The 23,986-nt window shown below is 26.2% G+C and carries 18 protein-coding genes, 1 tRNA gene and 1 rRNA gene; 6 read left to right on the top strand and 14 right to left on the bottom strand.

The genetic code is table 4. The annotated features are described in order from the left end of the window. Nucleotides 1-102 precede the first annotated feature (102 nt). Nucleotides 103-208, bottom strand: a 5S ribosomal RNA gene (gene rrf, locus T401_RS0102735). A 200-nt stretch (nt 209-408) separates the two neighbouring features. On the opposite strand from rrf, the gene T401_RS07120 reads away from it, so the two are divergent. Beyond that, nucleotides 409-1,374 carry a lipoprotein 17-related variable surface protein gene (locus T401_RS07120; RefSeq protein WP_033178966.1) on the top strand — a complete coding sequence of 322 codons (966 nt, stop codon included), beginning with the start codon at nt 409-411 and terminating at the stop codon, nt 1,372-1,374. A 31-nt stretch (nt 1,375-1,405) separates the two neighbouring features. Here T401_RS07120 and T401_RS07125 read toward each other — a convergent pair whose 3' ends face one another. Next, nucleotides 1,406-2,968 (bottom strand): MATE family efflux transporter, encoded by a 1,563-nt coding sequence (locus T401_RS07125; protein ID WP_033178967.1) that lies wholly within the window; start codon nt 2,966-2,968, stop codon nt 1,406-1,408. Between the two features lie 10 nt (nt 2,969-2,978). Then, nucleotides 2,979-3,752, bottom strand: coding sequence for a DUF2779 domain-containing protein (locus tag T401_RS07130; RefSeq protein ID WP_033178968.1), 774 nt, complete (start codon nt 3,750-3,752; stop codon nt 2,979-2,981). Between the two features lie 204 nt (nt 3,753-3,956). Here T401_RS07130 and T401_RS0102755 point away from each other — a divergent pair, with 204 nt between their 5' ends. Then, nucleotides 3,957-4,760 carry a dimethylarginine dimethylaminohydrolase family protein gene (locus tag T401_RS0102755; protein ID WP_033178969.1) on the top strand — a complete coding sequence of 268 codons (804 nt, stop codon included), beginning with the start codon at nt 3,957-3,959 and terminating at the stop codon, nt 4,758-4,760. Between the two features lie 124 nt (nt 4,761-4,884). On the opposite strand, the gene gpmI is transcribed toward T401_RS0102755, so the two are convergent. Then, nucleotides 4,885-6,396: a 2,3-bisphosphoglycerate-independent phosphoglycerate mutase gene (gene gpmI / locus T401_RS0102760; RefSeq protein WP_033178970.1), complete on the bottom strand. Its 1,512-nt coding sequence runs from the start codon at nt 6,394-6,396 to the stop codon at nt 4,885-4,887. Nucleotides 6,397-6,572: 176 nt separating this feature from the next. On the opposite strand from gpmI, the gene lysS reads away from it, so the two are divergent. Further along, nucleotides 6,573-8,045, top strand: a complete 1,473-nt coding sequence (gene lysS, locus T401_RS0102765) for a lysine--tRNA ligase (RefSeq protein WP_033178971.1) — start codon at nt 6,573-6,575, stop codon at nt 8,043-8,045. A gap of 463 nt (nt 8,046-8,508) precedes the next feature. Next, nucleotides 8,509-8,937, top strand: a complete 429-nt coding sequence (locus tag T401_RS07135) for an MAGa4850 family ICE element protein (RefSeq protein ID WP_145960557.1) — start codon at nt 8,509-8,511, stop codon at nt 8,935-8,937. 404 nt (nt 8,938-9,341) lie between these two features. Here the strand turns inward: T401_RS07135 and T401_RS07140 are convergent, their stop codons facing one another. The 10 genes from T401_RS07140 to ftsY form a co-directional block, all read right to left on the bottom strand. After that, entirely contained in the window at nt 9,342-10,241 is a 900-nt protein-coding gene (locus T401_RS07140; RefSeq protein ID WP_033178973.1) for a hypothetical protein, read from the bottom strand. 142 nt (nt 10,242-10,383) lie between these two features. Beyond that, entirely contained in the window at nt 10,384-12,156 is a 1,773-nt protein-coding gene (gene dnaK / locus T401_RS0102780) for a molecular chaperone DnaK (protein ID WP_033178974.1), read from the bottom strand. A gap of 140 nt (nt 12,157-12,296) precedes the next feature. After that, a complete protein-coding gene (msrC, locus tag T401_RS0102785; RefSeq protein WP_033178975.1) occupies nt 12,297-12,737 on the bottom strand; it encodes a free L-methionine (R)-S-oxide reductase MsrC in 441 nt (146 codons plus the stop codon). A 513-nt stretch (nt 12,738-13,250) separates the two neighbouring features. Further along, nucleotides 13,251-13,802 carry a ribosome-recycling factor gene (locus T401_RS0102790; RefSeq protein ID WP_033178976.1) on the bottom strand — a complete coding sequence of 184 codons (552 nt, stop codon included), beginning with the start codon at nt 13,800-13,802 and terminating at the stop codon, nt 13,251-13,253. A 2-nt stretch (nt 13,803-13,804) separates the two neighbouring features. Then, complete coding sequence (pyrH, locus tag T401_RS0102795; RefSeq protein WP_033178977.1) at nt 13,805-14,533, bottom strand: UMP kinase; 729 nt, start codon at nt 14,531-14,533, stop codon at nt 13,805-13,807. 117 nt (nt 14,534-14,650) lie between these two features. Then, nucleotides 14,651-15,496, bottom strand: a complete 846-nt coding sequence (locus T401_RS0102800; protein WP_145960556.1) for an LD-carboxypeptidase — start codon at nt 15,494-15,496, stop codon at nt 14,651-14,653. Beyond that, nucleotides 15,472-15,696: an LD-carboxypeptidase gene (locus T401_RS07355; RefSeq protein ID WP_033178979.1), complete on the bottom strand. Its 225-nt coding sequence runs from the start codon at nt 15,694-15,696 to the stop codon at nt 15,472-15,474. Before T401_RS07355 ends, T401_RS0102800 begins: the two co-directional genes overlap by 25 nt. Then, a complete protein-coding gene (locus T401_RS07145) occupies nt 15,686-20,431 on the bottom strand; it encodes an MGA_1079 family surface serine endopeptidase (RefSeq protein ID WP_033178980.1) in 4,746 nt (1,581 codons plus the stop codon). The genes T401_RS07355 and T401_RS07145 overlap by 11 nt, the downstream gene beginning before the upstream one ends. 33 nt (nt 20,432-20,464) lie before the next feature. After that, a complete protein-coding gene (locus tag T401_RS0102815; RefSeq protein ID WP_033178981.1) occupies nt 20,465-20,695 on the bottom strand; it encodes a sigma factor-like helix-turn-helix DNA-binding protein in 231 nt (76 codons plus the stop codon). Then, nucleotides 20,688-21,749, bottom strand: coding sequence for a signal recognition particle-docking protein FtsY (gene ftsY, locus T401_RS0102820; RefSeq protein WP_033178982.1), 1,062 nt, complete (start codon nt 21,747-21,749; stop codon nt 20,688-20,690). Before ftsY ends, T401_RS0102815 begins: the two co-directional genes overlap by 8 nt. A 115-nt stretch (nt 21,750-21,864) precedes the next feature. Here ftsY and T401_RS07150 point away from each other — a divergent pair, with 115 nt between their 5' ends. After that, nucleotides 21,865-23,490: an MATE family efflux transporter gene (locus T401_RS07150; protein WP_052169672.1), complete on the top strand. Its 1,626-nt coding sequence runs from the start codon at nt 21,865-21,867 to the stop codon at nt 23,488-23,490. A 43-nt stretch (nt 23,491-23,533) separates the two neighbouring features. Beyond that, a tRNA-Trp gene (locus T401_RS0102830) sits at nt 23,534-23,607 on the top strand. The last annotated feature ends 379 nt before the right edge of the window (nt 23,608-23,986 follow it).

Below are 23,986 nucleotides of genomic sequence, written 5' to 3' on the forward strand. Positions count from 1 at the left end.
TATTGCTATTTTTTTGTACTCTCGGTTTAGTGATAATTTCTTGTTTAATTGATTGGCTAAAGGATTTCTTCATAATATAATTCTACCTTAAAAAAATATAAAAAAAAGCAACGACCTATTTTCCCGTGAAGGTATCGTCGGCACTGAAGAGCTTAACTGCTGAGTTCGGAATGGAATCAGGTGGATCCTCTTCGTTATGGTTGCTACGGTTAATATTATATACATAATTTTTTTATTTTTCAAAAAATCTTTTTTTTTTTTTTTGGTTTATTAAATGAAATCAGAATTCAATAAAAAATGTAATTAAAAATGAAAATTGATAATTTTTTATTTTTGGTAATCAAAATAAATGAATTTCAAGAAAAATATTTATCTTTTATTTAAAATAATATTAAGAAAGTAGGAATGATGAAATTTAACAAGAAATTATTTTTAAGTATTTTACCAATTGGTGCTATAGTGGCTACTCCTTTAATTGCTTCAAAATGTTCAGAATCAAGTGAAATTGATAAAGCTTTTAATGGATTTAATATTTCATTTAACAAAAAAGAACAATTATTACCATCAGAAGCTGAAAAATTAGGAGCCTCACAATTTTTATTCTTTGATAAAAATGATGAAAATAAACCTTTTAATTGATCGGCAACATTAACATATATGGTTTCTTTCCCTGAAAACGCTGTTAATGATGAAGAAGGAACCTTAAAATGTGTTGTTGAAATTATTTCTTCTGAATTAACAAAGAAAAAAGAATTTGTTGTTTCAGGATTTAAAACCACATTACAAGTAGCAACAGAAAAAGAAATTAATGCTGAATTGGCAAAATTTGATAAAGCAACATACAAGGATGCTAACACAATCTTGCCTTCTAAAGCAACGGAATTAAAAACTAATGTTTCATTAGCAAAAGCTGAAACCAAATATAATCTTCCTGAAGGTTTTAATTTAACTATTGAAACAACCGAAAATGGTGTAAATGATGAAGAAGGAACCTTAGAAGTTTTAATTAAAATCAATAAATTAAATTGAACTTTATCAAAAACATTAACTATTGAAGGTTTTGATTCTTTAAAAGCCCAAAAAGAAAAATTAACACAAACTATAGAAAGTGTTACTTTGGATTATCCAGATAAAGCAGCTGTATTACCTTCAAGTGTTAAAGATTTAAAAACATTAACAGTAAATGGCTATACTGCTAATGAAAAAGTTGAAGTTAAATATGCTGTTTCAGAAGCAAATGATGAAACTGGAGTTTTAAGGGTTTTAATGACTTTGACTAATAAAGAAAACAACGCAACTGCTGAAAAAACCATTGAAATTTCAGGATTTAAAACTCAAGCAACAACAGCTAATCCTAGTGGAGAAACTGCTTAATTAATTTTAAAAAGGGGATTTTCCCTTTTTTTTAATTGTTTAATTTAATTTCTTGTTCTTCTTTTAAGAATTGATCTTCTTCGTTGTGTAAAGTAATATTTCTTTTTCAATTACATTTCATTTGAATTGTTTCATACATAATTCATCTAATAAAGTCATATGAAAATAATAGGAAATAAGAAATTTGCAAAGTCATAACATCTGGATAATGCGGTACAATTACAAAACAAATAATTGCATGTCAACCTGCCATTGTTCCTTGTCCAATCAATAAAGCAATAGAAGCTAAATTACTTTTACCACCTGATCTAATTAAAGCCAAAGAAGTATAAAATCAACATCATAAAGCATTAAAACCAATAAAAGTTCAACAACACTTAATAAAAATACTTCTAAAAGTTGAAACAGCCAAATCGACTTTTTGACTAATAATTTCTTTTGCAACACCATTAGTTGTTAATTCTTCTTGAATTTTTAAAGCAACTCCTTTAGAAGTGACTGGTAAATAGCCAATGGCATAAACTACTCCAATCATAATTACAGAAATAAAAATACCACAAATTGTATGAAAACCCTTTAATTCTTGGCTTATTCTTTGGGCTTCATCATATTTTTCTTGCCCTAATTTAGTAGCAACAAAATAAGAAACATTGCTTGAACAAACCCCAATTACAGCCGAAGCAATTGCTGCTAGACTTTCTACTAGTCCTAAAATAGTTGCCCCGCTAATATGCATTCAGGCTTCTCCAACTGAATTTTCTGGATAAGCTCTTGCTCAAAATATCATTCTCATTGGCACAGTTGCCATTGCTAAAATATTAATTAGCATTGCTGGTACTTTAATTAAAACTTGTTTAGCAATGTCTTTTTTAATCATAAAAATTTTTAATGGGTTCATAAAAATTGGGCGATCTTTAAAATAAGTAAATAAAGAATCGCTTAATAAGCAAACCAAAGCTGCACAAATTGAACCAACAGCCGCTCCCCAAGCAGGTAAATGAAAACCATATAACAATGTTGCATTAATTGTTGCATTAGAAACTAAAGTTAAGCATGCCCCAACAAAAGCATAATTAGAATGACCAGTTTCATTTAATTGCATATTGGTATTGAAGTTATAGCAAGTAATTAATCAAGAAAATGAAATTAATATTAAATAAAGCCTTGCTTGATCTAAAGCGATGGTTGATATTCCTTGCCCAGATACAGCCTTTATCATACTAGTTGGTGAAATTCAAACTGGTAAAGCAAAAAATAATGTAAACACTACATTCATTCAAAATCTAATGTTCATAATTTGATTTACTTTATGATACATCTTTCTTCCATAATATTGACCGACATACATGGCTGCTATTCCTTGAATAGCAAAGAAAATAATGTATATTAATCCAGTTCAAGTATTAGCATATGTTAAAGCATCAATTCCTTGATCCAAATGGCTAACCATAAAATTATCTAAAAAACCATTAAGGCAAAATAGAATTTCGCCAATAATGATTGGAATAGATTTCATGATATACATTTTTCAATCATGTTTAGTTTTAGGAAAAAGATTAGTAAATCAATTAGTTTTAGTAACTGATTGATTCATTGTGACCTCTTTATAATTTTCAAATATTTTCTTTTATTTCTTTAATTGTTAATTTATCATCAAGATCGAGATTTTTAATTTGTTTTAAAAGTTCTTGTTTATAAGCAACTTCTTTAACTAAATCATCTTGTTCATCTAAATGTTCTGACATATATAACATTTTTAAAACATCATCTTTAGAATACTTTTTCAACTCTTTTTTTAAAAGCGCTTTATCAAGTGGTAAAAAGTATTTTAAACGACGGTCATTTGATCTTAAATTCTTGATTGCTTCTACAAACAATCAATAGCCAGCAAATGATGCGATTGCACCATTTCTTATAAATAAGGTTTTGTGAATATTTTCATTTAAGTCTTTGAATTTTTCTAAAGTTTTTTTTGTTTTAGCAAAATATTCATCATTAAATTCTTTTGCCGTTAATTTAGAAAGGGAGATATTGGGATGTTTCAAAAGGGGTACAACTTGATTTTCAGGAAACATTTTTTTAATACATTTTTGTTCCAAAACTGGATTATGCCCAACAAAAACAACTTCTTTTATATTGATATTGGGGTTAATTGACTTAATATTATCTATTATTATTTTTCTTAAAACATTTCATATACCTTCAACATTATGATGTTTTTTAAAATCCATAATAAAGGTACTTACTCTAAATTTATTTTTTTCATTAAAAAGACCTAATGAAAAACAATAAGGAATACCGCTTGGCATCTTTATTATTCTTGCAAAAGGATTGGTAATTGCTTCGAAATCAATGTAAACTAAGTTGCTCTTTTTCATATTAAAATTTTAACAAATTTTTAATTTTTAAATTGATTTACTAAGGAAAAAACAAGATTAAAAATTAAAAAGTTAAAAATGAAATTTACATAAAATAAAGCATTATTTAAGGTTTTTTTTGATTAATTTAATATGGTAGTACAATTATAAATGAGACGACAACAAAGTCTCAGTGTCTATTTATTAAAAACTAAAGGAGAAATTATGTCACAATTAAAAAACAAATTTCATAATGTAATTGTTAAAACACCTGCAAGCACAATGACAGAGGGAATCGCTTCTTCAGAAGCTGCTATAGCAATGGGAAAACCAAATTACGAATTAGCTTTAAAACAACACGAAGCTTACAAAAAAGCTTTAGAAAGCTGTGGAGTAGCAGTTACCTGTGCTCCTAAAAATGAAGCTTACCCAGATTCATGTTTCGTAGAAGATACAGCAGTTATTGTAACTGGTGAATTTGCAATTCTAACAAATCCTGGAGCTTCTTCACGTAATGGAGAAAAACATGAAATGTTACCTTATTTACAAAAATTCTTTGATGAAGAACACCTATACAAAATTGAAGCACCTGGTACAGTAGATGGTGGGGATGTTATGATGGTTGGAGATACATACTACATTGGTATGTCAGAAAGAACTAACCGTGAAGGTATTCGTCAATTCCACAACATTTTAGCTCAACATGGTAAAACATGTATTCCAGTTCCTATGACTGAAATGTTACACCTAAAAACTGGAGTTAACTACCTAGAACACAACAATTTATTAATTTCTGGTGAATTTTTAAATTACCCAACATTTAAAGACTTTAACCAAATCATTGTTAAAGCACCTGAAGAATATGCTGCAAACTGTATTTGAGTAAATGAAACAGTTATTGTTCCAGAAGGATACCCAAATGTACTAAAAGCAGTACAAGATTTAGGAATTTACAGAGTTATTACCTGTGACACTTCAGAATACAAGAAATTAGATGGTGGATTAAGCTGTCTATCACTAAGATTTTAATAGTAGCACTATCATATAGGAAACTATATTAAAATATAATTGTCTTTTTGAACCCTAACACATAAGTGTTGGGGATTTTTAAAAAATTAAAAATCACCTTGACAAAGGTGATTAAAATGAATAATTATTGTTTTTGAATAATTAACGATTCCCCAGTCATTTCTTTTGGTTTTTCAATTCCTAAATAATCCAAAATTGTTGGGGCAACATCTGCTAGAGTTCCGTCTTTTAAACTAAATGACTTATCTGAAGATACAAACATTACTGGTGAGGTCGTGTGTTTTGTTGCTGGTTTACCTTCTTGATCTTCAGTTATTTCAGCATTTCCATGATCGGCAGTTATAAATCAAGTTACATCTTTATTATTTTTAGCAACATAATTTAAAATTCTTTCAAATTGTTCATCCAAAAATTCAATAGCCTTAATAGTTGCTTGTAAATTACCAGTATGGCCAACCATATCAGGGTTAGCATAATTCATAATTACAAAATCATGGTGTTCAATTTCTGCTAATAATTTATCAGTTATTTCTTTTGCTGACATTTGTGGATAATCAGCATATGAATCAACTTTTAAACTATCAATTAAAGCTCGATTTTCATTTTCGTAAACCTTATCAATTCCGCCATCCATAAAAAATGTAACATGAGCATATTTTTGGGTTTCAGCTAATCTTAATTGTTTTAATCCTGCCTTAGAAATTACTTCACCTAATGGATTATTAACTTTCATTTCTTCAAAGGCAATAATCGAATTAATTCCTTCATATTTCATTAATGAAACAAATTTATTGATTTTTCTTTGTTCTTTTGGTTTATATTCGTATAAATCTGAACCAATTAACATATGACTTAATTGTCTTGCTCGATCTGGTCTAAAATTAAAGAAAATAATTGAATCGTGATCTTGGACAAATTTACCATTTTTTAATTGGGCCGGGACAAAAAATTCATCATAAATTCCATCATTATATTGCGTTTGAATGTATTTGTCGATGTCTTCAATAACATTGTCTGAAACACCTAAAATAGTCTTGTAGCTCAATAAATTTCTTTCAAACATCTGATCACGATCCATAGCATAAAAACGGCCGCCAATAGAAGATATTTGGTAATTATATTTTTTACATTTTTCTTTTAAAATGATTAAAGAATCATTAATTGATTGAGGCTTTACATCCCGACCATCACCAAAAATATGTACGCTTAATTTCTTTAAACCTTTTAAATGAGCTAAATCCAAAATCGCAAATAAATGTTTATCTAATGAATGTACACCACCTGAACTTAAAAGTCCCATTAGATGTAAAGTAGTGTCAGTCTTTTTAACTTCTTCAATTGTTTCTAAAAGAATTTGATTTTTTTGAAATTCGCCAGTTTCAATTGCTTTATTAATTAAAGAAAGTCCAGTATAAACTACTCTACCGGCTCCAATTGTTAAATGACCAACTTCAGAATTACCAATTTGTCCTTTAGGTAAACCAACAAATTCACCTGAAGCCTGTAATTTTGAATTTGGACACATGTATTTTAAATAATCAAAAATAGGATGAAAGCTTTGTGCAAAGGCATTTCCTTGTTTTTCTTCTCTAATCCCTAAACCATCAATTATTGTTAAGATTATTTTTTTCTTCATAATTACCTCTTTGTAAATCTTTATTATAAAAATTATAATTAATTTTATAATAATTAAAAAATTAAAGCAAATTTCAAAATAAAGAGTAGAATTTTTATCATAAATTTATCTTTAAATCATAAAAGTAAAAAAATAATTAAATTTAATTTAAAATTTATTTGTAATTAGGAGGAGTAATGACAAGAAAATTAAGTGAACAAGAATTAATTAGACGTGAAAAAATTAATTTATTAAAAGAACAAAATATTGAAGCCTTTGGTCAATCAATTAAACCAACTTTAACCTTACAAGCAATTGTTAATGAATTTCAAGATCAAACAAGAGAAGAGATTGAAACCAAAAATATTTCAGGAATTGTAAATGGAAGAACCATTGCTCAAAGAGGTCCATTTTTAGTTATTCAAGACCGTGATACCACTATGCAAATTTATATTAATAAAAACACCTTAGATGAAAAAAGCTTGTTTGTTTTAAAACAATTAGATTTAGGTGACATTATTAGTGTGAAAGGTACATTATCAAAAACTCATACTGAAGCATTAATGATAAAAGCTGAGGAAATTAATTTATTAACAAAAGCTTTAAAACCATTACCAGATAAATACCATGGTTTAGTAGACAGAGAAGAAAGATATAGACATCGTTATGTTGATACTATCGTTAATGAAGAAGTTAAAAAGACATTCATTTTAAGAACAAAAATTATTAAAACCGTTAGAGAATTTTTTGATAATTTAAATTATTTAGAAGTTGACACTCCGGTATTACATCCAATTTTAGGAGGAGCTGCAGCAAAACCTTTTATTACTTATTATAATGCTTTAAGTCAAGATTTCTATTTAAGAATTGCAACTGAATTACCTCTTAAAAAGTTATTAGTTGGCGGTTTTGAAAGAGTTTATGAAATTGGTAGAATTTTTAGAAATGAAGGCGTTGATACTACTCATAACCCAGAATTTACTTCAATTGAATATTATGAAGCATATTCAGATATGTGAGGTATGATGGAAAGAACTGAGCAACTTTTCAAATACCTTTCAGAAAAATTAAACATTCAAAAAGTAACTTTTAATGGTAAGGAAATTGAATTTAAATTCCCATTTGCCAAAATTAATATGGTGGATGCAGTTAGCGAAAAAGTTGGTGTTGATGTAAGAAGATTAAATGACAAACAAGCAATTGAGTTAGCTAAACAACATGGCATTAAATGTGATGGATACTACAAATTAGGACATGTAATTAATGAATTATTTGAAAAATATGTTGAAGAAACATTAATTCAACCAACATTTGTTTATGGTCACCCAATTGAAATTAGTCCATTAGCTGTTAAAGATAAAAAAGATCCTCGTTTCACTGAAAGAGCTGAATTATTTATTAATACAAAAGAATTTGCTAATATGTTCACTGAATTAACTGATCCAATTGATCAATTAGAAAGATTTGAAAGCCAATTAGAAGAAAGAAATAATGGAAATGAAGAAGCTAATGAAATCGATTGAGATTTTGTTAATGCTTTAGAACATGGTATGCCTCCAGCTGGTGGATGTGGAATTGGAATCGATAGATTAATCATGTTATTAACTGAAAATGATTCTATTAGAGAAGTGTTATTATTCCCACAATTAAAAGACTTAAAAAATAATTAAATAAAAATATACAAAATCCTTTATAATTTATAATGAATTATTTAGAAAATTAATTCGTTTACACACATGCAGTCATTAAACTTTGTTAATGGCTGTTTTTTTATAGATTTGGCCTTATCCAATATAAGGAGTCTTGATAAAACACCTCTTTTTAATTATTTACATTTTCAAAGGTTCAAAATGAGAGTAAAAGAAAATCTATTAAATAATGCCTATATAAATAAAAACTGACTACAAAAAAGAACAGCCGGATTTTAATTTTCATTATTTATATAAAAATAAGTATTATAAAAAATTATCAATTTATGCGATTGATGAATTAATAAAAAATAGATTTGAAATTTCCTTTGAAACAAGTGCTCTATTTAAAAATAAAGATGTGGCTTTTTAGTTTTAATGGTATTAAAAGCATTACATTCTAAAACAGGCACTAAAACTTTTACATTTAAAGAATTACAAACTTATGGTATTACTAAGGAAATGAACTTTTGTATGCGAATTTTTAAAGCAACATGGCTATATCAAGTTAAATGGACGTAGATGATATTTTGGTAATTTAGATTTATTAGGATCTTCAAAGCATTATATTACCTTACAAGGTAAAAGGAAATGATATATGCTTCTTTTATTCAATCTTGAAGCAGTTGTAAATATGTATAAATTACAATATCTTTCCAAAAGAAATCACTTATTAAAAATCAAAGATTACCAAAAATTGAGAGTATCAAACAAACTTTTAGGTTATACCTACAATCAAAAAGCAATCAAATTTATTAAAACCCTATTAATGTTATATGTCTTACCTTTGTGTAAAAATATTGTGGTTAGCAAAGCTCAATATATCAAAAAGAATCTATTTAAAAGACAAAGATATATTATCGCCAAACTATAAAAATTGATTTAAAAGATTTAATTAGAAGTAGAGAAAACATGGTTAAATGATAATTCTAATTGTAAATTATTTGCACAAATAATGGTCGGTTAAATTGATTTTAAATACTTATTTTCTTAGGATTACAGCATTAAAAAATAACATTAGTACACTTTATTAACCATAGATAAAAATGATAGTTAAATGAAATATAAATCATATTACTTTAAATATCATATACTTAAATTAAAGTAATAAATAAATATTCACGTTTATTATCTGCCGCAAAATACCTTTCGTTCATGAATATATTAATAAAATAATAACAAAGAATTAAATAGATTGGTTTTTATTAATAACCTATTAATAAAATCTATTTAGAAAAGACAAATAAAAAAAACATGAATAAATCATGTTAAGTATTATTATTTTTGTTTAATTGCAATTAATGGATAATTTTCGTTTATATCCTTTACACATGCAGCTTCAAAATAAATTGCCATATCTTCACTAAGCGCAACTATTTTACCTACATTAACTGCAATCACTTTAACTGAACCAAATCCCGAGAATATTGTTCCGATAATTGCTTTTGATTCATTTAGGAAAGGGTTGGACATAATTTTGAAACCACCAATTGTTGACACAAAATATTGGTTATCTTCGAAAATTTTTGCAACTCTATTGCTTAATAGTTCTACTTGTGCGATTTTATTGAATATATTTGGGTCAACACTAATTACAATTTTATCTCTATCAATTAAATCTATTTTTCCATTTTTGTCTCTAAATTTTGTTAATTTAGTTGCTTCATTGATTAATTGATTATAGATTTCTAATTCACTTATCGTATTGAAATCGATTGTAATTTCATTATTTTTTGTAATGCTATTTTCCATCATTTGAAAAGCTTCTCTGTCGAATTGTTTAATTGATTCGTCATAAAAATTTTTTTGTCATCAAACTACATTTTCAGGAGTAACAGGCAAACTACCTAATGATACTTTACAAGAAAGTAATTCTTTTCAAGATAAACATTTAACATTAATTTCAAAATTTGGTAATTTATTCTGAAGGGGAACTGTTTTTCTTTGAAAAATAGTAGGCTTAATTATGTCAAAATTAACTCCATAATCATTTTGTTGTAAAATAATATTTCCTTTACAATATTTTGCGAAAATAGATTTTTGTTCAAAAACATGATCGAATAATTTTTGATTAATTTCTTCTGATAACTTAACCCTGTCATCTTTATTTTTGATTCCTTCTTTTAAAACTTTTTTTCATTCTTGTGTAAGCAAAATCTTAATATTGTGTTTTTGCATTTTTCTCCTTTTCCTATAGATCTAGCTTTTTTTAAAAATTATCTATATTAATATTATATATTAATATATTTCATTACTGTTCTTTTTAAAAAGAGTAAATCAAAAAAATCTCACGATAATACATCATGAGGTTTTTGAATTATTATTTATCCTTATTTATATCTTCTGGATTAATTCCACTATTTTTTAGCATTTCCATTGCTTGTGCTAATTTTTGATCGAATTCAGTTTGTTTTTTTTCTAATTCTTCAAAGTTTTTAGCATTTAATAAATCTTGGAATTCTTTAACTTCTTTTTCTAACTCTGCTTTTTTATCTTCTGGTAATTTTTTAGCTTCTTCACTAGCTAAAGTTTTTTGTAATTGGTTAATAGTTTGTTCTGCTTTAACAGTTATTTCAATTTCATGACGTTTCTTCTTGTCTGCTTCTCTATTTTCTTCTGCTTCCTTAACCATTTTTTGGACTTCTTCATCACTTAATTTTGAAGTATTTTGAATAGTAATAGTTTGTTCTTTATTAGTCTTTTTATCTTTGGCTGTTACTTTGGTAATTCCGTTTACGTCAATTGAAAAACTTACTTCAATTTGAGGAACTCCTCTTGGAGCTGGTTCAATTCCTTCCAAGTTGAATTGACCTAAAATTTTGTTATCAGCTGCTAGTTGTCTTTCACCTTGAGTAATAACAATGGTTACAGCATTTTGGTTATCAGCTGCAGTAGTGAATGTTTCTGATTTTGTAACTGGAATAGTGGTGTTTCTTGGAATTAAAGGTGCTACTAGGTTTCCTTCAACCACAATACCTAAAGTTAATGGAGTAACGTCTAATAATAAAACATCTTGTATATCACCGGCTAAAATTGCTCCTTGAATAGCTGCGCCAACTGAAACAACTTCATCTGGGTTAATTGAATTATTTGGTTTTTTACCGATTACATCTTCAACTAATTTTTGAACTGCTGGGATTCTTGTTGAACCACCAACTAATAACACTTCGTCAAGTTCGTTAATTGATAATTTTGCTTGATTCAATGCATCTAATAAAGGTTTTTTAGTTCTTTCTAATAAATCAGCAGTCATTGCTTCAAATTCTGATCTCTTTAATTCTAATTCAACGTTAATTGGTCCATCATTTGACATTGCTAAGAAAGGTAATGAAATATTTGTGATCATACTTTGCGATAAAGTAATTTTTGCTCTTTCAGCTTCTTCTTTTAATCTTGCCATTGCCATTTTATCTGAACGAGGGTCATAGTTGTATTTTTCTTGAATTTGTTTAATCATTCATTCCACAATAGCGTGGTCTCAGTCATCTCCACCTAAGTGATTATCTCCTGAAGTTGAAAGAACTTCAAATGTTCCACTTTCCATTTCCAATACTGAAACATCAAATGTACCACCACCTAAGTCAAATACTAAAATTTTATGATTTTTTTCTTTATCTTTATCCATCCCAAATGCTAAAGCAGCAGCAGTTGGTTCATTAATAATTCTTACTACATCTAAACCAGCAATGATTCCAGCATTTTTGGTGGCTTCACGTTGTGCATTATCAAAATATGCAGGTACAGTAATGACAGCTTTTTTTACAGAATGACCAATTTTCTTTTCTGCATAATCTTTCATATATGAAAGAATTAAAGCACTAATTTCTTCAGGTTTATAATCTTTGTTATTAGCATGAACTGTTTTTGAAGAACCCATTAATCTTTTTATTGAAGCAATACTATCTGGGTTTGTTTCTAATTGTCTTTTAGCTACTTCTCCAATAATAGTTTCATTGTTTTTAAAAGCTACTACAGATGGGGTTGTTCTTTTTCCATTTGGATTTTCTAATACTTTTGGTTGACCATTTTCAATAATTGAAACAACTGAGTTGGTTGTTCCTAAATCAATCCCTAATATAACTTCTTTTGCCATATTCTCTCCTTTTATTTTTATAAAAACTCTTATATTTAACTGTTTTATGAAATAATCATATCATAATTTTAGCACTTTCGATAAAAGAGTGCTAAAAATTTTAAAGAAAATAAAAAAAAAAGAAGGTTTTTCTTCTTAATCTATAATAAGGTTTCTAATTTTTTTTCTAAAATATTAACTATTTCTTCTAATTGTTTTTGATCTTCCTCGCTAAAACGGTAAGTAATTGGCGAATCAATATCTAAAACTCCAAATAATTGATTGTTAATAATAATAGGAATCACAATTTCACTTTGACTAGCGCTATCGCAAGCGATATGATCTTCAAATTGATGAACATCACCAACCACTACAGTTTGTTTAATGCGGCAAGCAAAACCACAAACACCCCGATTAAATGGAATTTTAGTACAAGCTACTTTACCTTGAAAAGCATGTAAATATAAAGTCTCATTTTCATTTAAATAAAATCCAACTCAATTTAATAGCTTAAAATTTTCAAAAATGTAGGCACTAGTATTGGCTAAAGTGGTATAAATTTTTTCATCATTTTTTATTAATGCTTCATATTGTTTATTCATAATGAGAAAATTATAAAGAAAACAAATCTTTTTTTAATATAAATGTTCATTTATTAATAATAATATTGATTAAATTTAAATAAAGTGAAGAGATCTAGATTTCTTATTATATTTATATATTTATACTAAATAACACCATTTAACCTTAATTATGACTATATTGTTTTTAATAATTAAAAGCATATTTGCAACATTTTGTGTTTATTTTCTTTTTTTCTAATACTGTGCATATAAGCTTGTTAAATTTTCCATTTTATAATTTTAAATTACCTAATGCATTTTCATTATTTACTTTTAATTTTGTTACAATAATTGCTAAATGAATTAGACACTTGATTTTTAAATTTTAAACTCATTGATGATCATTGTGTTTTTTTAAATATGACATTTTTGTATATAAACATAATTAATATTTTCTTAAATTAAAAAATAAAATAAAATTCTAGTTTTACCTAGAATTACATATTTAAATTATTTTTGGTTTGAATTTTTTTGTTCCATTATATATATGTATTAAATAGTCATTAAGTCTTTTTCTTTATTAGCAGACAATGTATTAATATTTTCAATTGCTTGATCAATTTCTTTTTGAACAACATCTAAATAATGTTTTTGTAAATCTTCTGATAATTCTTTGTCAGCTTTAATTTTCTTATTTATATCTTGTCTTGATTGACGAACGCCAACTCTAGCTTGTTCAGTAATTAAACTTAGTTGTTTTACCATGTCTTTACGTTTGTCTGTTGTCATTTGTGGATAGGTTAATCTTAATTGGTGCCCTTCATTAGAAACAGTAACGTTTAATTTATAATCCATAATTGCTTTCTCAATGGTTTTAATAACTGCCACATCATATGGTTTAACAGTTAATTGTAATGCATTGACAACTGAGATAGAAGCTATTTCATCTAAATTCATCATTGAGTCATAGTAATTAATTTTAATTTTGTTTACTAAATTTGGATTAGCTCTACCAATTACTACTTTAGTTAATTGATTTTCATAGTTATTTGTTACTTTTTCAATTTCTTCGTTTAATTCCATTAAGTATAAATCTAACTCCATTATTATTTCTCCTTAGATTTTGTAATGATAGTATTAGGGATTTTATTTTCAATTGCGCGCAATAAGGCGTTTTCCTCATTAATATCAAAAATTAGAATATCTATATTATTATCTTTAGCCATACTTACTGCTGTTTGATCCATTACTTTTAAATCTTTAGCAAGAATTTCGTCAAAAGTAATTAAATCAAATTTCTTGGCATCCTTATTAAATTTAGGATCAGAGTCATAAACTCCATCAACATTATTTTTTCCCATTAAAATGGCTTCGGCTTCAATTTCACTGGCATATAAAGTCGAAGCAGTATCAGTCGTAAAAAATGGTCTTCCGGTTCCTCCAGCAAAAATTACTACTTCACCGTATGAAAGATATTTTTTAGCTTTTTCATTAATATATACTTCACATACTTTGGGATCCATTGTTAAACTAGAAAGCACTCTGCAATTTAATCCGTTTTTTTCAAAACCTGATTGTAAAGCTAAGGCATTCATTGTGGTTGCTAACATACCAATGTAATCTGCTCTTACTCTGGAAATACCGTTTTTTTCAGCACTAGTCCCTCTTCAAAAGTTACCACCACCTACTACAATAGCCACTTCAATGTTTTTTTTAACAATTTCTTTTAATTGTTTAGCAAATTTCTGAACTAATTCATAATCAATTGCTAAATGTTTATCTTTATTAGCTAAACCCTCACCTGAAAGTTTAATAAGAACTCTTTTATAATTCATATTTACCTCATTTTGAATTTATTATAAGCGTAATAATTTTAATCTAATAAGACCTATTTTTTAATAATTTAATTACAAATAAATTATTTTAATTAATATTATTTGCAAATTATGCCATTATATTTTTGTTTCAATCGTTTTAGAATCATAATTAATTTTTATTAAAGAATTTAATTCTAAAATCATTTTTGGATAAGCATGTCCAATATTGATGTTGTACAAAACACTTAAATGAGGATATTTTTTAAAGAAATTTTGATAAATCTTTTTATATTCATCATAATATTTTTCATTTTGTGGTTTGCCAATAATAATTCCACTTACTTTTTCAAAAACTTGTGATTTGGCAATAGCTTCAAGATAATCTTTAATTATTGAAGGGGGTTTTTGTTCTTCAGAAGTTTCTAATAATAAAACAACATCTTTAAAATCACAAGTTTGATCAAACAAATGATATTTCTTATTCATTTGATAAGAATCATTAGTTTCATTTAATCATAAACTTGCAATAGTTTCTAAGCATCCACCAATTAATCTTCCTTCAAATTGTGATTTTCCTTGTAGTAATTCAAAACCATGAGTTTCAGCATGAGCGATTCTAGGAATATTTAGATTTTCTATGCCAAAAGTTTTTCGTTCCTCATATCAAACTGAACTTGGGGTATAAGTTTTTGGTTGATTATCAAATAAAGATAAAAAAGCGGCTTTTGAATAAGTTAACATTTCTTTATCTCACTCAGCTATACAAGTTAAAAAAGCTTGGCCATAATATGTTTTTAAACCTAATTTATTAAGCATCAAATGATTAATTGTGGTATCAGAATATCCTAAAAAAATTTTGGGGTTTTGTTTAATTATTTTTACATATTCAGGATTGTCTAATATAAATTTAACTGTTTTATAAGTATCTTCTCCACCTATAGCACAAAGAATCATTTTTATATCAGGTTGTTGAAAGGCCAAATTAAATCTTTGGCTCTTTGTTCAGGGTGATTAGCTATAAAGTTAACTCCAGCAAGTGCATTAGGACTAAAAACTGGATTTAAATGCATTTCTTTTAATCTTTTAATTCCTAAAGTAATTTGGTGTTGACAAAACGGTTCACCAAGCAATCCGCTTGATAGACTAACAATGGCAACTTTATCATTAAAATTAATTTTCATTGTGTTCCTCTCAATAAAAAGGTAAGGCAAATTCATTTGGTTTTTTGGCATTAAATTTCAAAATATTTGATGATAATGAATTTGTATTTGCTTGATTAAAAAAGTTTATTTTATCTAATCCAAAATAATCGTAAGCCGTATTATTAAATTTATATGAGGTTAATGATTTTAAAGGGGAACCAGAATTAATCGTTGTAACATAATTTCCTTGATTATCTATAACTCCTGTTCCACTATTTCCAGCATTATAATAAGTTGGCATATAGTCAAATTGTTTGTTAAAAATATATCTTGTATCATCAACAACAACTCTATTTATAATATATCCCGCTTGTTTACCATAAGGAAAACCAACAAAGCCTAAATTAGTTGCTTGGTTTTTAGGCATAAACATTGAATAATAATTGCCAATATCATTGAATTTTAAATTAGGTAAATTAAATCAATTTTCATAAAATTTAGCTGTTTCATATTTTGCTTCAGCTTTAGCTTGCGCAATAATTTTGTTTACATCGACAGCAAAAATAGTTAAGTCAACAAATTGATTTTTCAATGAATCATCTTTGCTGATTTGATTTCTCCCAGTTCAAATTGGTAAAACTGAAACATAAGAAGCATAAAGCCCGCCTCAATAACCAAAACCATTCTTTTTATTATTGCCAAAATTGTTTCCATATCTTGTTATTAAGAAAGAACCATTAAATTCATTGTTATGTGCAGTATTATTATCAACTCCTAAAACATGGTTATTGGTAAGTAAATAGAAAATTCCTGAATTAGGATCTTTATTTGCTTTCCCAATCATTAAAGCACTACCACGATTAAAAGCAACTGATCTAGCAGTTAAATTCTTAAAGAAAGCACTTTGTTCATAATTTTGATGTAAATATGTGGTGTTCAATTTATAACCATCATGAAACTTATAAAATAAATTTTGATTTGGATTATATGCAAACGGATCAATTTCGTTATCTTTTGAATATAAAACAAGAGGGGTATTTTCTTGAGTATAACTCATTAATTTGTAATTAAATTCATTGCTTTTGTTTTCTGAAAAAACTTCATTACCAATACTATTTGAATAAGAAACATTTAAAAAGCTTGCATATTTATCAATGTAAAAGGCTTTTTCTGGATTAAAAGTGTTTCATAGTGAATTTGAACTATCAAAAATATCAAATAAACTGCTTTTTGTTGAATTAATATAATCTCCCATTTGCAATTTATAATTTGGATTTGTCAATTGTAATTCAAACAAGATTCCTTCAGCTTTTAAAGTTGCTTTAATTGAATACTCAATGTGAATTGAACCATTCTTAGTATTAAAAGTGCTTGTTTCATTTTGAATAACAAAACCTTCTTTTAATCTGTGATAGTCTAAATTGAATTGAATTCCAGTATTTAATTCTCTTATTCTTTTTGAGCGAAGATCATCTAAAATAATTGGTCCAGCATATAAATGTAAATGAAGTTTTAAGTCATTATTATTAACAAAATGTTTTAAATAATCATTTTTTAACAATCAACTAGCTTTGGTTTTTTCATTGTTTAAAATTCAGTTATTGTCATTTTGCGAAAGCTCAATATTACGATTTCTAAAAATTTGATTCTTTTCAAGAAAAATTTTAGTCATATGATGATTTAAACTATTGGTATTACCATCTAATAAATTAGCTAGTTCATTTTGATTTGCTATACTTTGAGTTGGACTATTGGGATCGGCTTTTAGACCGGTCAATTTAAATCATTGTTTGGCTTGTTTTATTACATTATTTTTTTCATATTTTAAGCGGAAATAAATTTCACCATCATGGTTATTTGGCAATTTAAATTCAGCAATTTTAAAATCTGTTGGGGCAATGGCAAAATGATTGTATTTTTGTACACCTTTTACACGAATCAATTGGTCTAATAATTGTTTTTGATTAGGATCAGCAAACATATTGATTAAATCAGAAGGTAAATAATTCTTGATTCCCTTTGTAATAAAGCCATCTCCATTATAATCAATAAATAAATCGTTAAATGTGATGTTATTAGCAATGATTTCAGGATAATATTCATTTTTAAAATCATTTTTTAAGTTTATTAATGTAATTTTTTGTGAGGTGTGAAATCTTATATTATTATCCTTTTTATTAATAAAACCTAATTTGAAACTTAAAGCACCAACATTATTTCGGGAACTTCCATTGACATCATAATAATAAATAAAGAAATCTCTGGCCAAATCATTAACATTTACTTTGGTCTCTTTGTCAAAGTAAGAATATAAATTTTCATGATTTATAGCAGGAGGAACTTCAGGGTTTTCGAAGCCTGAATTATCAAAATTACCATCTTCTTTTGGAACTTCTGTTGATCCAGTGAAATTAAACAAATAATTTAAGGATGAATAAGCTTTTTGTTCCAAAATTTCTTCTACTGAAATAATTTTTTTGCCATTTGCTAAGTTATATTCAAAATCAGTTGCATTAATTTCATTAATCTGATTTTGAATGGTTTGATTTGGTTTTTTATATTCTAAAGAAATGAAATCAGCATCGCTAAATCATTCATTGTTTTTAGGTTTAATATCAAAATAATTCATTGGCTTAAAATAATTAATTACGATGACAGCTGAAGAATTACTTGGATTGTATTGATTAGCCAATTTACCATTTTTGGTATAAGTGAATTTTAAAGTAATTGAACCTTTTAAATTATCAACAATAGCTTGATCTTTATTTTTGATAGCAATTTGATATCTTCCTAATTTGGATAATTCAAAAAGTTCTTCAAAACGTGATAATCCTTCTTTAGCAATTAAATCAGAATTGGTTAAATCAGTTTTCAATTTAATATGTTTGAAAATCTCGCTTCCATTTCTAGAAGTTAGCATGGCTTTGATTGTTTCTAAATTTTGATTATCTTCTTCAATTTGTAAATAGTCTTGTGATTTTAAATTAAATAAATATTCGTGCTCTTGATTGTCTGCGTCAAATAAAATCATTTTAAATGTTGCTATATTACTGAAATTATCAATTGTATAAATGTCAGTTTCTGAAAGATTAACTAATTTTCAATTAACAACATTAAAATCATTAATTTTGATATTGTCAATTATTGAAGACAAGGTCTTAGTAATAATAGATTTTTTTTCTTCATAAGTTAAAGTCTTATCATTTTCAAAAGGATTGGTTACTAAATTTATATTAAAACTATTTTTATTAAGTTTTTCTGCTTCAGTTGCAAATTTAGTATTGAAAAAATAATTAATTCGGTTACTATCTTCTAATCCATTTAAATAATATTGAGAATTTAAGAAATCTTCTTTTAATTTAATTTTAATATTTTCATATTTTGCATCAAGAAAATCAATTTTATTTGCGGTTTGTAATTTCAATTCTTTTAATACTTTATTTTTGTTAATAAATTGAACTTTTGCTTCTAAATGATTATCAATAACTTTAAAAGAGTTAGCTTTGATTTTGAATGAAAAATAATTATTTACAATTTCTTTTTTAGGCTTGATTAAAGAATCTTGAAAATTAACTAATTCACTAAAGAAAATTCGGTTTAAATTTTTATAATCAAGTTTAAATAAATCATCTAAATTGTTATATTGAATTTGATCTAGATAAGGATTTATATCATTTTCAATAACAATGTTTTTTATAACTTCGACTTCAGAATTATTTTGTGGATTAATGGCAGTGTATTTTAAGTTTAATTGATTAGAATTAGTTTCGTCAATACTTAATTCTTTGAATTTTAAATTATTTACATTTAAACTTTCTAAATTGTTTTTAATGTATAAGTCAATATTAGAGTCATTGATGGATAAAACATTTAAATTAGGAACAAATGATTGATATTTCTTTTCAATATGAAATTCTAAAAGGCGTCCCAATTCATTTTTATATTCTTCATTTTCATTTAGAAATTGATTATATTTATTTTCTAAATCAATATATTTAGTATTTAAATATTCTAATGTTGGTTTTAATTTAATAATTTCCTCAATAGTTTCATAATTTTGTTCTTTTAAAAAACTAAAACCATTGGTTTCTAATTTAACATTTATATATTTATTTTTTAAATGATTAATTTCATTAATTTTATTTGTAATTTTAGTTTGATATTCAGTAATAAATTTAACTTTTAATGAATTATAATTTTGGTTAATATATTTGCTATGACCATTTAAAATGTTGATAATATCACTCAATTCTTCAATAGAATTGTCTAAACCATAATTTAGATTAGTTACATAATTTTCAATTTCACTTAAATTTCAATCAATTTTCTTTGCCTCATCAATTTGAGCTTTTAATTTAGCAACTAATAATGTAATTGATTCAATATTTGTTTTTTTAGTATTGATAATTTTATCGTCTTTAGCTTTTAAATAGTCTTTAATTTCTTTTATTAAAGCTTTGGCTTGATTTGATGCTTCTATTAATTTTGGTTTAATTAATTTTAATTCATCAATACTTTTGTTTTCTAAATCAATAAAATTGTGTTGTGCTAAAAATTGATCAACTTTATCAATATATTGATCAATTTTTAAAGCCTTTAATTCTAATTTAAATGAATCAAATTCAATTAATAATGGATGGATTTCTTCTTTATAATAATCTTTTTTGGTTGGTTGTTCTTTTTGCTCTTTCTTACATGAAACGCTAATTAAAGGTAATCCTATTAGTCCCAAAGAGACTAAGGAAGTCAAGAGAATTTTACTTTTTTTATTCATTTTGTTCCTTTTGTTTAGTTAATAAAAAGCAAACTAATTTTGTTTCAAATTCTTTTGAATTTTTTCCAAATTTTGTCTACCTTTTTTAATAGCATCATGAACTCCACTCCGGGTCATGGCAAATTCTTCAGCGATTTCTGTGATTGATAGATCTTGATTTAAGTAAAGATCCAAGGTTTGTCTTTGGCTTTGAGACAATAAATTGCCATATTTTTCAAATAATTCTGAATAATACATTTTTTCTTTTAAAAGATCTTTATTCATTATCAATCAATCCTTTTGTTAATCCATAAATATATGAATCCAAATCAAATTCAGCCAAATCTTCAACTCTTTCACCTAAACCAATAAATTTAACAATTAACCCAATTTCATCTTTAATGGTGAAAATGATTCCTCCTTTAGAAGTTCCATCCATTTTAGTAAGAACAATTCCAGTTAAAGGGGTTGCTTCCATAAATGATTTAGCTTGAATAACACCATTTTGCCCAGTGGTTGCATCTAAAACTAAAAGGCTTTCATGTGGAGCATTAGGGATTTTTGCAGAAAGAACCTTATTAATTTTTGCTAATTCATTCATTAAATTAACTTTATTTTGCAATCTCCCAGCGGTATCAACAATTAATACGTCATAATTTTCGTTTTGAGCTTTATCAATTGCTTTATAAACAACAGCTGCTGGATCTTTTTCATTTAAAGCTGGTTTAACAATATCAGCACCCACTTTATTTGCTCAAATTTCTAATTGTTCAACAGCGGCTGCTCTAAAAGTATCAGCGGCTGCAATTAAAACTTTTTTATGATCATTAATTAACATTTTGGCAATTTTTGAAATTGAAGTAGTTTTTCCTGATCCATTAACGCCAACTACCAAAATTACATTAATACCTGGGTTATTAACATTTAAAGTAGTATCGATAATCGAATTATTTGCATAAACTGTAAACAATTTATCCGCAATAATTTCTGAAATTAATTTCGGATCAGTAATATTTTCATTTTTGACTTCTTTTTTACATTCATTTAAAATCACCTGAACTAATGAAATTGAAATATCAGACATAATTAAAACTTCTTCTAAATCTTCAAAGAATTCTTCATCAATTTTATTATGTCTATTTTGTAAAGATTTAATACTTTCTAAAAAAGCATTATTAGATTTAGAAAGACCAGCAACATAAATGTCAACTTTATTTTGCTTTTCTCTTGCTTTTAATAATTTTTTTTGTTCTTTAGCTTCTAATTTAGCTTGTTTTTTGGCTAATCTTTCTTCTTCAGTTCCAAAAAGTTTTTCTTTTAATTTTGATCAAAATCCCATAATTAACCTTTCTTAATTTGTTTAATTTATTTATTATTTTACTTTAATTATTGTTATTGCATTAAAAGTAATAATAATTTAGGAAAAAATAAGAAAAAATGTAAAATTAGACAATATGAAAACAAGAAGCGTCAATAATCATCAACAAATAGTTAATAATAAATTACGACATTTTTTTGGAATTAAAGATTTCAAAAAAATTTTTAAATTAGTTTTACCAATTTTTATTCAAATATTAGTTCTAGATATTATTACCTTGGCAACTGCTTTAGCAACCACTTTATATAATCGTGTTTACCATATTGATGGTTCATATAATGGTGCTTATTTTTATATGTTTTCAAAGATTTTAAATATTTATAAAATTGTTACTTTTATTCCCATCATTTATCAACTAGGTGTTTTAGTTGTTGCTTCCAATCTCTTCGGACAAGAAAAATTTAAAGAAATCCCTAAATTGATTGCTTCAGCTTGTTGGGTTTCATTAATTTTAAATTTATCTTTTTATTTATTAGTTTTCTTTTTATCTCCATTTTTATTAAATTGAGCTGGTGCCAAACATGAAATGCTAATTGGATTTGATGATAAAGAAAGCTATACCACTTATTTAAACAATGTTAATTTGGCAAAAATCAATAATTTGCTTCTAAATCTTAAAGATACCTTATTTTTAGATGGTGGAAGTTATCTGATAAATGGCAAAGAATTGATTTTTAATAAAACCAATTATCAAATTATTCAACAAGATGAATTAAATTTCGCAATTAAATTTTTTAAAATTACCATCATTGATTTATTTATTTTTTCAATTGCCCAAATTCTTGTTGCTGGACTACAAGGAATTGAAAAAAATAAAGAAGGAATGGTTGCTGTAGTAATTAGTTTAATTACAAAATTAATTTGGACATATACATTATTGTTCGGGATAAAACCAAATAATGTCATGATGTATGTTTCTTTAGAAACAGTTGTTGGAGCCTTTGCTCAATTGGTTGTAGCCTGAATATTTTGTTCTAAACATATTTTTAACAAATGAAAAATTTCAATTAAAGAAACTTGACACAATAACTACATTAAAAAAATGTTTCTAATCGGACTTCCAATTGCTATTGAAAATGGAATATGATTTACTTCACAATATTTTGTAGCCAATGCCATTCCATTTGCTAAATTAGATGAAAAATACATCGGAATGTATCGAGCAATGACAAATGTGTATGATATTTTTACTGGCTATGTTTTTGCTTTATCATTTGTAACCAATGTTTTAGTTTCAATTGAAGTGGGTAAAAATAATCATCAAGAAGCTTATCTGATTGGAAATAGTTGTTTTAAATTAGGAATATATTCACAAATTATTTGATCAATTTTAGGGATTATTTTTACTTGACCAATGCTTAAATTGTTTTCAATTGATAATCAAACGATTAATCAAATTGGTTATACCTTAATTTTTGTAGCAATGATTAGAGGAATTGCTGATGTTGGCAATTTAACAACATTAAGAGGACTTTGATCAACTGGTGATGTTTGAATACCAAATGTTGTAGCAATAATCACAATGATTGGAATCCAAATTTCAAGTACCTACTTAATTGTTTATTATGCCAAAAATGTTTCACAAGATATAAAATTCCTATTAATTATTGCTTCTATGGGGATTGATCCATTATTAAGAAGTATTTTGTTTAAAATGAGATGAATCTCTAAAAAATGAACTAAATATGCTATCCAGATTTAGTAAAATAGCTTAAAATATATTCAAGACAATCATTTTGAATAAAAGGGGATTAGTTTAATGGTAGAACGGAGGACTCCAAACCCTCATATACGGGTTCGATTCCTGTATCCCCTGCCATATGAAAGTGTTTAGTTATAGACTAAATGCTTTCTTTTTATTGCTTTTAAAATGCAATGAAAGGCAATAAAAAGACCAATAAACGAGCAATAAAGATCAATAAAATTAATTGAAAAATGAATGAAATTGTTCCAAAAACTGTTTTTTTTTTTTTTTAGGCTATAATTATCAATGTTTTATATATATAAAAATCCTATGAAGGGAAAACAAAAATGAGTAAAAGTTCAAAATTAAAAGGAATCTTAACATTTTTAACAGGGGCAGCAATTGCTTCAACTGCTGCAACTATTTATTACTTGTTAAATGAAGTGTACATGAACGAGGATGAACGTTATAAGAGAGATCTTGTTAACCAAATAAGAAAAAAAGTTGAACAAGC

It is taken from the genome of Mycoplasma anseris ATCC 49234, from assembly GCF_000702805.1.
In the GTDB taxonomy this organism is placed as follows: Bacteria; Bacillota_I; Bacilli_A; order Mycoplasmatales; family Metamycoplasmataceae; genus Metamycoplasma; species Metamycoplasma anseris.